Raw genomic sequence first — 11,856 nt, forward strand, 5'->3', positions numbered from 1 at the left:
GATATAAAAATAGATCTCATCTCCGGATGGGATTTTTTTGTTGAGCCTGGAATTACAATTCATCATAAATTAAATTTCTATTTACTTTAAAATCATTATTTTTGTGAATCTTGTTAAAAAGAGAAAATAGTTCAAAATTTTAAAGTCTAACATATAACATCTATATTAAAGTGTTTTACGATCATCAGCAGATAGAAAAAAAGTGGCAGAAATACTGGGAGGAAAATCAAACCTATAAAACCTCTAATAACACAGATAAACCAAAATTTTATGTACTCGATATGTTTCCGTATCCATCGGGGGCAGGACTTCACGTAGGTCACCCGCTCGGATATATTGCGTCGGATATCTATGCGAGATATAAGAGACATCAAGGGTTTAATGTACTTCACCCGGTAGGATATGACAGCTTTGGACTTCCTGCTGAGCAGTATGCGATCCAGACAGGACAGCATCCGGCAATCACTACAGAAGAAAATATTAACAGATACGAAGAGCAGTTAAAAAAGATCGGATTTTCATTCGATTGGAGCAGAGAAGTAAGAACTTCAGACGCTTCCTATTATAAATGGACACAATGGATTTTTATTCAGTTGTACCACTCTTGGTATAATAAAGATACTGATAAGGCAGAATCTATAGATTCGCTTATCAAACATTTTGAAGAAAAAGGAACAGAAGGATTAAATGCCAATCAGAACGATGAATTAAATTTCACCGCTGAAGAATGGAAAAATGCTTCTGATATTGATAAAGAAGACATCTTATTAAACTATCGTCTTTCTTACAGAGCTGAAACAACTGTGAACTGGTGTCCTGCACTAGGAACGGTATTGGCAAATGATGAGGTGAAGGATGGAAAATCTGAAAGAGGAGGATTCCCGGTTTTCCAGAAAAAAATGATGCAGTGGAGTATGAGAATCTCTGCTTACTCCGAAAGACTATTACAAGGATTGAATACTTTAGACTGGCCACAGCCTTTGAAAGATTCCCAGGAATACTGGATCGGAAAATCTCAGGGTGCACAGGTTCAGTTCCAGGTAGAAAATCATGATGAAGTTGTTGAGGTATTTACAACAAGACCAGATACCATCTTTGGGGCTACCTTTATGGTATTAGCTCCTGAAAATCCTTTAGTAGAAACTATTACTACAGATGCTCAAAAAGTAGAAATAGATACTTATATTGAAGAAACTTCCAAAAAAACGGAAAGAGACAGAATGTCTGACGTGAAAAACGTGAGTGGAGCTTTCACCGGAAGTTATGCAATCAATCCGTTCAGCAATGAAAAAATGCCGATCTATATTTCAGACTATGTGTTGATGGGATATGGAACAGGAGCTGTAATGGCTGTTCCTGCACATGATGAGCGTGACCACAGATTTGCAAAGAAATTCAATCTTGAAATTAAAAAGGTAGTAGAAACTGAAGAAGATGTTCAGGAAAAATCTTTTGATTCCAAAGATTCCGTTTGTGTAAACTCTGATTTCTTAAACGGACTGCATTATAATGAGGCGAAAACAAAAATGATTTCAGAGATCGAAACGAAAGGAATCGGTCATGGAACAACCAACTATAGACAACGTGATGCTATTTTCTCAAGACAGCGTTATTGGGGAGAACCTGTTCCTATATATTATAAGGATGGGATGCCTTACACATTGCCGGCTTCTGCTTTACCGCTGGAACTTCCTGAAGTTGAAAAATATTTACCAACAGAAGATGGAGATCCGCCACTAGGAAATGCAAAAGAATTTGCATGGGATGAAGCTAATCAGAAAGTAGTAGCTACAGACCTTATTGATGATAAAACAATTTTCCCTTTAGAATTATCTACAATGCCGGGTTGGGCAGGAAGCTCATGGTATTTCCTTAGATATATGGATCCGCAAAATGACGGAGAATTCTGTGCAAAGGATCTTTCAGACTATTGGGGACAGATAGACTTATATATAGGAGGAAGCGAACACGCAACAGGTCACTTATTATATTCCCGTTTCTGGAACATGTTCCTAAAGGATAGAGGATACATCAATCATGATGAGCCATTCCAGAAACTGATCAATCAAGGGATGATTTTAGGAATGAGTGCATTTGTATATAGAGTTGATGGAACCAATCAATATGTATCTAAAAACTTAGCCGGAGAATATCAGACCCAGCAGATCCACGTTGACGTATCCTTATTAAAAGGAACTTCTGACGAATTGGATACCGAAGCCTTCAAAGCATGGAGACCAGATTATACGAATGCTGAATTTATCCTGGAAGATGGAAAATACATCACAGACCGTGAAGTAGAAAAAATGTCCAAGTCAAAATACAATGTTGTAAACCCTGATGTTATCTGTGAAGAATATGGAGCAGATGGTTTAAGGTTGTATGAAATGTTCTTAGGTCCTTTAGAACAATCTAAGCCTTGGAATACTCAGGGGTTAAGTGGAGTATATGGTTTCCTTAAGAAATTCTGGAACTTATATTTCAATGGAGAAACATTTGAAGTTTCAGACGAAGAACCTACAAAAGCAGAATACAAAGTGTTACATACCTTAATAAAGAAGGTAGTATATGATATTGAAAACTTCTCTTTCAATACCTCTGTATCATCATTTATGATTGCTGTAAACGAGCTTCAGAAAATAAAATGCAACAAGCGCAATATTTTAGAGCCATTAGCCGTTATCATTTCTCCTTATGCTCCTCATATCTGTGAAGAACTGTGGAGTTTATTAGGAAACGATACATCGATAGAATTTGAAAAGTTCCCAGTATTGAATGAAGATTATCTGGTTGAGGACGAAATTGAGTATCCGGTAAGCGTAAATGGCAAAATGAAGTTCAAAATTTCGCTTTCAGCTCAATTATCTGCCAAAGAAGTGGAAGATTTGGTGATTTCAAATGAGAAAATGCAAGAGATTTTGGAGGGTAAAACCCCTAAAAAAATCATTGTGGTTCATCACCGTATTGTGAATATCGTAATTTAAAAAAAAATTAACATTGGGAAAATCAAAAAAATGGGTGTCTTATTTTTTTGATTTTTTAACTCAAATGTTAAATTTGAGGAAAATAAATAAAATAATTTAAAATAATTATTATATCGAAATCGTATTAAAATTTCTTTATCAAAAAAAAGCAAAATGTTTAATTAAGACTCTTGCATTTTAATTAATTTTGCCTTTAATTTACACCCTGTAAAATTTTAAAACAATATAATTTAGTTAAATATGGAAATGAATGTTTCAAAAAATGATGAGCAAGTAGTTGCTAGAAAAGCAGGAGGTTTAAATCCAGCTATTATTATTCCTATTTTATTCGTTATAGGAGTTTGTATTTACTTATTTGTTCTGGGGAGCCCAGGAAACTTTAAAGATGCAGATAAACTTGGAAGTGGTTCTGTAGCTTTTTCAAGTGTTGAAGGAAAAGACATTCATCCAGAATCGTTTTTAGGTATTATCTACAAAGGAGGGGTTATTGTACCAATCTTGATTACTTTCATGATTACAGTAATTGTTTTCTCTTTTGAAAGATATTTCGTTCTTGGTCAGGCAGCTGGAAAAGGAAACTTAGACAACTTCGTTGTACAAGTAAGAAGCTTACTAAACCAAAACAAAATTGACGAGGCTATCGAAGAATGTGACAGACAACAAGGTTCTGTAGGTAACGTAGTGAAAGAAGGTCTTACTACTTACAAAGCACTTTCTCACGATAACACATTAAATAAGGAGCAGAAAATGGTAGCACTTAACAAAGCTATCGAAGAAGCTACAACTCTTGAGATGCCAATGCTTGAGAAAAACATGATGATCCTTTCTACTCTAGGTACAGTTGCAACGCTAATCGCACTACTTGGAACAGTAATCGGGATGATCAAGGCGTTCTTTGCATTAGGTTCAGGAGGTGGTACTCCAGATGCTGCTGCTCTATCTACAGGTATCTCTGAAGCCTTGATCAACACGGCATTAGGTATTGGTACTTCAGCAATCGCTATTATCCTTTATAACTTCTTTACATCTAAAATTGATGGATTAACTTACAAGATCGATGAGATCTCTATGAGTATCCAACAATCTTTTGCTGAATTCAACTAAGAATTAGCAAGGTATTTGCATTAGCAATTAAAAGAAGTTTAATCAAAAATATTTTATAATAATGGCGAGAGTCAAACCAAAAAGACATGGAGTAGTGACGGACATGACCGCAATGTGTGACGTTGCGTTCCTACTTCTTACGTTCTTTATCTTGACCACTCAGTTTAAAAAACCTGACGTGGAGCAGATCAAACCGCCATCTTCAATTTCGGAAAAATTACTTCCTGATGCTAGTTTAATGACTATCAATGCTACTCCGGACGGAAAATTCTATTTCCAACCAGTAGAAAATGCATCAGAAAGAGTTGCTCTTTTGGATAAAATGGGAAAAAAGTATGGTATTACTTTTGACAACAACCAAAAAGCGGCTTTCCAGAAAGTTCAGGCAATTGGAGTTCCAATGAACCAACTTAAAGGTTATTTGGATATGCCTGCAGATGAGCAGAAAAATTATAGAAGTCCTTCAGGAATTCCTATGGACAGTACAAATAAGCAGTTAATTGACTGGGTAAAAGAAAGTTTAAGCGTTAACCCGGACTACAAGTTAGCCATTAAAGGTGACGTTACAACTCAGTACCCTAAAGTTAAAGGTCTATTTGAGGGTTTAAGAGATATTGATTTTCTTAAATTTTGGTTGATTACATCACAAGAAGGTAAACCTAACGAATAATATCGATAGAAATGGCAGAAGTACAAGTACAAGAAAAAGGCGGCAAGGGCGGCAAGGTCCGTTCCAAGAAGCAAAACACCAGAGTCGATATGACTCCGATGGTGGACTTGGGTTTTCTATTGATTACCTTCTTTATGTTCACAACTACATTTAGTAAACCGAATGTTATGGACTTAGGTCTTCCGGCTAAACCAAAACCAGATGCTCCTAAACCTCCACCAACAGAAATTAAACTTTCTAACTCAATTTCTATCTTATTAGGAAAAAACAATAGAGTTTTTTGGCACCAACAGGATGCTAGTTCTTTGAACGACCAAACTCTTTTGGAAACTACTCTTGATAGAGAAGGAATTAGAAAAGTAATTCAGCAGGCAAAATCTAGAGCTGTAGATCAAAGTAAATTTACGGTGATCATTAAGCCAACTGATGATGCTGTATATAAGAACTTTGTTGATATTCTTGACGAAATGGCAATTACCAAAAGCGAGCAGTACGGTGTTACTGACTTGAAGCCTTGGGAAAAAGCTATTTATGAAAAGAAAATAGGAGGTGCTGCTGCACCTGCTGCTACAAAGTAATTTAACCATAAAATTGTTATATATAATCTATGGCAGATGAAAATGTATACGGTCAGAATCTTACTTTAGACGAGATCGTATTTGAAAATAGAAACAAGGAATATGGTGCCTATGATCTTAGACATCAGTATCCTAGACTTTTAACTAAGTCTTTCATTATAGGAACAGCATTATTCCTTTTGGCAGCTTTGTCTCCGTTCATCTATCTTACGATCAAGAATCTTACAGCTCCACCTAAACAAGAAGTGAAGGCAGATCTGGTAGACATTCTTGAAGAAGATCCGATTATCGAGCAGCCTAAAGAAGAAGAACCACCTCCACCACCTCCACCAAAAGAAGAGGAGAAAATTGAGGTGATTCAGAACGTAGTTCCTGAGCCCGTAAAAGCTCCGAAAATTGAAACTCCACCACCGCCGATTACTAAGCAGTTGGAAACTACAACTGGTTTGAATAATCAGGAGGGGGTAAAAGCTCCGGCTTATACACCACCACCGCCACCACCATCTACAGGAACTAAAGCTAGTACTGTAGAAGTAAAAGCGAATAACCCGAACGAGATCTATAAAGATGTTGACCAGTCTGCAGAATATCCTGGAGGTATGGGAGCATTAAGAAAGTTCTTGGGAGATAACTTCGATACTTCTTTAATGGAAGGAGGTGAAGGTACACTTAAAGCTAAGCTTAAGTTCGTTGTAGAAAGAGACGGAACTGTTTCTGCGGTTACTATTGAAGAGAAATCTCCAAATGGCGACTTCAACAGTGAAGCTGTTCGTGTAGTTAAGAAACTTAAAAAGTGGACTCCAGCTAAAAGAAATGGAGAAAGCGTTAGATCTTACTATAGCGTACCATTTACTATGAACTTTGAATAAGACTTAATTTATTCAAAATATAAATAAAAAGAGAAGCATATGCTTCTCTTTTTATTTTTTTTGGTATTTTTGTTACATGATGTTCAATTGGTTATCCCTGGTTACGGGATTGTTTTATATCGTTTTAGGAATTGTAGTGATTATCTATAAATTCTTCTTTACTATTTTAGAGCCTGCTATTGCCTATGCATTGGGAGTGGTATTGGTTATTTATGGTATCTTCAGGATTTACAGAGCGATCACAAGAATTAAAAAATCGAGAAATGAAGAATAGTTTCAAGCTTGCAGTAATTTTTGTTTTAAGCATGACGCTTGCAGGCTGCAAAAAGGAGCAAAACGCTCCTTCATATCACAAAGGTGATCTTACAATTTTTACTGACGAATCCTTTCAAAGTGTCACAGAAGCATTAGCTGGCGGCTATATGATTAATTACCCTGAAACCCATATCAAAGTAGAAACTAAAAAGGAAGATTTAGGACTTCTTGATCTTCTTAAAGGGAATGCTAAAGTGATCGTGATGTCCAGAAATCTTAATCCTGATGAAATAAAAACATACGAAGAAAGAACAGACTTGAAGTTCCTTCCTGCTAAATTTGCTGCAGATGCGGTCGTTTTTGTTGTTCCTAAAGATTCTCCGAAAGAAAGTATTTCAATGGAGGAAATTGAGAATGGATTGATATCTGATAAAAAAGAATTTATCTTTGATGGAACCAACTCAAGTAATCTGAATTTTGTTGCTGAAAAATTTAAAAAACAACCAAAAGATCTGCAATTTTCTATTATTCCGGGAAATCAGAAGATCATAGAGGAGCTAGGGAAATATCCTAATAAAATAGGCGTTATAGGTCTTAATACTTTTAGCCGTCCTTATGATAAAACTTCAGAAAAACTAAGAGAAATGGTGAAAGTTCTTCCTGTGGTAGAAAAAGGAAAATCATATAATGCCGATTTTGAAGGACTTCGTTCAATGAAATATCCATTTACAAGAGTGCTTTATTTCCTTATTAATGAAGGTAACTTTAATATAGCCAACGGATTTATAAGATTTTCATGTACTCACTTAGGACAAAAAATTGTTCAGAAAGAGGGATTACAGCCCTATAACATCTACAAAAGAGAGGTTCAGATGCGATAAAATTATTAAATTCACAATTTATTCCTATTAAAAAAGTGTTTTTGGTCTGAAAATTGTGTAGAATATAACTCAATTATTAGAAAATATAAAATGAAAGATATAATGAATATGAATGTAAAGAAGATTGCTTTTGGAGCAGCCGTAGTATTTTTTACCGGTTTTGCCTCTGCACAAACACTGCAGGACGGTATTAACAGTATAGACAGTGATAAATTTGCGCAGGCAAAAACAAACTTCACTGAAATGATCGCTAAAGAGCCTACAGCTGAAAACTACTTCTATTTAGGAAATACTTTCTTAAGACAAGGAGAGCCAGACTATGCTAAAGCAACTGAAAGTTTCAACAAAGGATTAGCTGCTGATGCAAAAAGCTATCTTAACAAAATCGGTTTAGCGGCTGTTAAATTAGGTAAAGGTGATAAAAGTGCTGTAGCTGAAATTCAGAAAGTAGTAACTGATTCCAGAGAAAAAGATGCTGAAGTTCTGTTCAGAGCAGCAGAAGCTTTAACTTTATTTGAAAAGAACAGTTCGCCTGATCTTGCTATCCAGTTTTTAACTAAAGCAATTGAAAAAGCTGAGAAAAAAGGTGTTCCTGCACATTATTATTATACATTAGGAGATGCTTACAGACTAAAAAGAATGCCGGGAGAGGCTATGTCTGCTTATGATAAAGCATTACCTACTGCTAAAAATAAAGCGTCTGTTTATACAAGAATGGCAACTTTATGGATGGCAGCACAACAATGGCAGCAAGCTAAGCAAAACATTGATAAAGCTATTGGTGTAGATGCAACGTATGCTCCTGCATATAAAGCATTAGCGGGTTATGATATCAGATACCAACAGAATGCAAAAGCAACTCAAGATCTTATCAATTATACAAAATACGCTGATGAAGATCCATATACTCAATTAGAAATTGCAAAATTATACTTCACGAATGAAGACTATGCAAACTCTAAAAGTGTTTTAGATAAAATCTTTGATAAAATCGAAGACCCTATTAAGTTCAAGTTAAGAGCTTATCAGTCATATGCAGATAAAAACTATGCAGATGCTAAGCAAAACATGGATACGTTTGCTTCTCAAGCTGAAAAAACAAGAATACAGCCTGCTGACCAAGGTCTACAAGGGCTTATTGCTGCAGGTTTAGCAAAAGATGAAAAAGATGCTGCTAAAAAAACAGCTTTGATGACAGAATCTCAGCAGAAAGTTGCTATTGCAAAAGCTGCTAAAGATGAAACAATGAAATGGGATCTTGAACTTGCGAATATCGCAGGTGGTGGAGGTGCTTCTCAGGCAGATGTTGATAAAGGACCCACTAACCCAGCTATTGAGGCATTGAAAAAGCAAGTTGCTGCTAACGCTCAGGATTCTGACGCTTTATTTAAGTTAGCAACAGCTTATCAGGATGTTAAAAACTGGAACGGAGCAATCCTTACATGGCAAAAAATGTCAGCTCTTCTTCCTGATTGGGCTCCGGCTTATTACAGCCAGGGATATTCTTACCAACAGGCAGGAAATAATGATGCTGCAAAATTGGCTTACGAGAAATTCATCAGTACAGTAAAACCTGCTGACCAGGAAGCGAACAAGCAAACTCTTGCGTATGCTTATTTCGCAGTAGCTTATATGAACAAAGATTCTGATGCTGCAAAAGCGAAAGATTATGTAGCTAAATCTTTACAGTTAGATCCTACTTACCAGGACGCTGTAAAATTAAATGCAGAGATCAATAAGTAATTTAAAATTTAAATTATAGATATTAAAACTTCCCATCCATTATGTTTGGGAAGTTTTTATTTTAAATCCTATCTTTGAATTTATGAAAACTGATATACTTGCTTTTGGTGCACATCCTGATGATGTAGAGCTGGGATGTGGCGGAACTATTGCTAAAATGGTTGCGGAAGGAAAAAAATGCGTCGTTGTAGATCTTACAAGAGGAGAACTTGGAACAAGAGGTACAGATGAAACAAGAAAAGCTGAAGCTTCAGACGCGGCTAAAATTTTAGGACTATCTGCAAGAGAAAATCTTGGAATGAAAGATGGCTTTCTTGTCAATTCAGAAGAATATCAAATGAGAATCGTGAAAATGATTCGAAAATACAGGCCAGAAATCGTCTTAGCGAATGCGATTGATGATAGACATCCGGACCATGCAAAAGGTGCAAAATTAGTGTCAGATGCGTGCTTTTTATCCGGATTAAGAAAAATTGAAACTTCTGATGAAGGAGAAGCTCAGGAAGTATGGAGGCCAAAGCATGTTTTTCATTATATTCAGTGGAAAGATATCAAGCCGGAATTTGTAATTGACATCTCAGGATATCTTAATACAAAACTTGAAGCTTGTATGGCTTATAAAACCCAGTTTTATGACCCAACTTCTAAGGAACCCGAGACTCCGATTACGACAAAAGACTTTTATGAGAGTTTGACATACCGTGCACAGGATTTAGGCCGATTATCGGGAGTTACTTATGCTGAGGGATTTACGTCAGAAAAGTTAATTTCTTTGAAAAATTTTGATGGAATTGTTTGGTAGTTGAGGAAAATGTCCTATATTTGCACTCACAAAACGGTGATTGTAGCTCAGTTGGTTAGAGCGTCGGATTGTGGTTCCGAAGGTCGGGGGTTCGAGACCCCTCATTCACCCTAAATTAGCACATTTTCTTTTGAAAATGTGCTTTTTTTATTTTAATTAAGATAGCCAAATTAGGGTGTTATAACACTTTTTAGTGTGTTAATTTTCTTTATACTATCTTAAACAAGTATATTTGCACGGTAATTATTAACATAATCGGGGATGAAAAATATATACTTTTTACTTTTTCTATTTAATTCTATACTAATTTCTTCAACGGTAAGGTATGTGAATGCTAATTCCAATACGGGCATCGCACCTTATGCTTCATGGTCTACAGCAAGTAATGATTTGCAGACAGTAATAAATATGAGCCAGATTGGAGATGAAATTTGGGTAGCCAGCGGAACTTACATTCCTACAAGAGATCCATTTGGAAATAATTCTCCTTCAGCCAGCCAGGATAAAACGTTTTATTTAAAAGATGGTATTTCTGTTTATGGCGGTTTTAATGGAACTGAAACATCTTTAACAGACCGAAATATAAACAGTAATATAACAATACTGAGCGGTGATATAGGTACCTTAGGAACTATAACTGACAACTGTTACCATGTTGTATTGTTTTCTGGAAATAGTGCAAATGCAATTGGTGTAAGATTAGACGGATTTTCTATTACTAATGGATTTGCTAATGGTACTGTCAATAATAATGTAAATGGAAATATTGCTTCGAGATTAGCAGGACCTGCCATATATTTTATTAATGGAAATAATATTATTTCCAATAACAAGATTTATATGAACTCTGGCTATTCAGGTGGTGGGATCTATACTTCAACTAGCAATACCATGATTTCAAATAATGAGATTTATAATAACAAGGCTTTTTATGATGGAGGAGGAGTTAGTGTGTATAAGGGAACAAATACCATTACCAATAATTATATTCATGATAACACTGCTACTGGCGATGGGGGAGGTATATATGCCGTTTTGGGTGTAGATAATGTGATCAGTAAAAATGTAATCGGCAAAAATAAAGGAGGTATTAATCAGATTGATACTTATTACTATGGTGGTGGTGGAATTTATACTGAAAAAGGTTCAAATCTCATCGTGAATAATGTACTTTACGAAAATACTTCAAACTATATGGGAGGAGGAATTTTTCTGTATTACGGAAAGAATAAAGTAATCAACAATACCATTTACAAAAACACAGGAACAAGAGGTGGCGGATTTTTTACCTATTTAGGAAATAATTTTGTGAAAAATAATATATTTTGGGGCAATATTAATGGGACGGATAGTCAGCCTGGAGCAGATTACAAAAATCATAACGACTGGCCTGCTGAGAATTATTTCTACAATAACTTATTTCAATTACCGTCAAACTTTTATACCTCGGCAAACCAAAATTCTTTGTATGGTTATCCTAATAATATATTCCAGACGAATCCTAATTTTAAAAATGAAGCCAATATTTCTGGAGCAGATGGTATTTTAAGAACTTCAGATGATGGTTTGTCCTTATTACCCAATAGTATTGCAATCAATTATGGTCAGCTGACAGACGCACCAACAGATGATATTACGGAACTGGTTCGTATGGGGAATCCTGATATTGGAGCTTATGAATTGATAGGGAATCTTGGCGCAGCAGAAATGAAAATTAATCAGTTTAGAATATACCCTAATCCAGCTAAAGATGTTTTGAATATAGAAACGAATGATAAAATTTTAAAGGCAGAAATCTTTAATACATTAGGACAGCTCATAAAAACTACAAAAGAATCAAAGGTAGATATTTCAGAATTTCCGTCAGGAATCTATATTTTAAATGTAGTGACGGAAAATAAAGTAATTACAGAGAAATTTATTAAGAAATAATTTACTTATAAATCTTACCATATTTTAGCCTTTCAAAA

General features: G+C 35.4%; 10 protein-coding genes and 1 tRNA gene. All 11 read left to right on the plus strand.

The genetic code is table 11. The annotated features are described in order from the left end of the window. Nucleotides 1-170 precede the first annotated feature (170 nt). The 11 genes from leuS to LF886_RS03980 all read left to right on the plus strand — a co-directional run bounded on the left by leuS (nucleotide 171) and on the right by LF886_RS03980 (nucleotide 11,818). Nucleotides 171-2,984, plus strand: coding sequence for a leucine--tRNA ligase (gene leuS, locus LF886_RS03930; RefSeq protein WP_236852810.1), 2,814 nt, complete (start codon nucleotides 171-173; stop codon nucleotides 2,982-2,984). A 240-nt stretch (nucleotides 2,985-3,224) separates the two neighbouring features. Then, the gene (locus tag LF886_RS03935) at nucleotides 3,225-4,088 is read left to right on the plus strand and encodes a MotA/TolQ/ExbB proton channel family protein (RefSeq protein ID WP_236852811.1); all 864 of its coding nucleotides are present in this window, start codon (nucleotides 3,225-3,227) and stop codon (nucleotides 4,086-4,088) included. Between the two features lie 61 nt (nucleotides 4,089-4,149). Continuing rightward, nucleotides 4,150-4,758: an ExbD/TolR family protein gene (locus tag LF886_RS03940; RefSeq protein WP_236852812.1), complete on the plus strand. Its 609-nt coding sequence runs from the start codon at nucleotides 4,150-4,152 to the stop codon at nucleotides 4,756-4,758. 11 nt (nucleotides 4,759-4,769) lie between these two features. Then, entirely contained in the window at nucleotides 4,770-5,336 is a 567-nt protein-coding gene (locus LF886_RS03945; protein WP_103232163.1) for an ExbD/TolR family protein, read from the plus strand. A gap of 29 nt (nucleotides 5,337-5,365) precedes the next feature. After that, the gene (locus tag LF886_RS03950; protein ID WP_236852813.1) at nucleotides 5,366-6,205 is read left to right on the plus strand and encodes an energy transducer TonB; all 840 of its coding nucleotides are present in this window, start codon (nucleotides 5,366-5,368) and stop codon (nucleotides 6,203-6,205) included. A gap of 76 nt (nucleotides 6,206-6,281) precedes the next feature. Continuing rightward, nucleotides 6,282-6,479 carry a DUF308 domain-containing protein gene (locus LF886_RS03955; RefSeq protein WP_236852814.1) on the plus strand — a complete coding sequence of 66 codons (198 nt, stop codon included), beginning with the start codon at nucleotides 6,282-6,284 and terminating at the stop codon, nucleotides 6,477-6,479. After that, on the plus strand, nucleotides 6,469-7,341 hold the full coding sequence (locus tag LF886_RS03960) for a PstS family phosphate ABC transporter substrate-binding protein (protein WP_236852815.1): 873 nt from the start codon (nucleotides 6,469-6,471) through the stop codon (nucleotides 7,339-7,341). Before LF886_RS03955 ends, LF886_RS03960 begins: the two co-directional genes overlap by 11 nt. A 90-nt stretch (nucleotides 7,342-7,431) precedes the next feature. Next, complete coding sequence (locus tag LF886_RS03965) at nucleotides 7,432-9,084, plus strand: tetratricopeptide repeat protein (protein ID WP_236852816.1); 1,653 nt, start codon at nucleotides 7,432-7,434, stop codon at nucleotides 9,082-9,084. 82 nt (nucleotides 9,085-9,166) lie between these two features. Then, nucleotides 9,167-9,886 (plus strand): bacillithiol biosynthesis deacetylase BshB1, encoded by a 720-nt coding sequence (bshB1, locus tag LF886_RS03970; protein ID WP_236852817.1) that lies wholly within the window; start codon nucleotides 9,167-9,169, stop codon nucleotides 9,884-9,886. Nucleotides 9,887-9,921: 35 nt separating this feature from the next. Continuing rightward, nucleotides 9,922-9,997, plus strand: a tRNA-His gene (locus tag LF886_RS03975). 150 nt (nucleotides 9,998-10,147) lie between these two features. After that, a complete protein-coding gene (locus tag LF886_RS03980; RefSeq protein ID WP_236852818.1) occupies nucleotides 10,148-11,818 on the plus strand; it encodes a T9SS type A sorting domain-containing protein in 1,671 nt (556 codons plus the stop codon). Nucleotides 11,819-11,856 lie beyond the last annotated feature (38 nt).

Source organism: Chryseobacterium sp. MEBOG07 (assembly GCF_021869745.1).
Lineage (GTDB): Bacteria > Bacteroidota > Bacteroidia > Flavobacteriales > Weeksellaceae > Chryseobacterium > Chryseobacterium viscerum.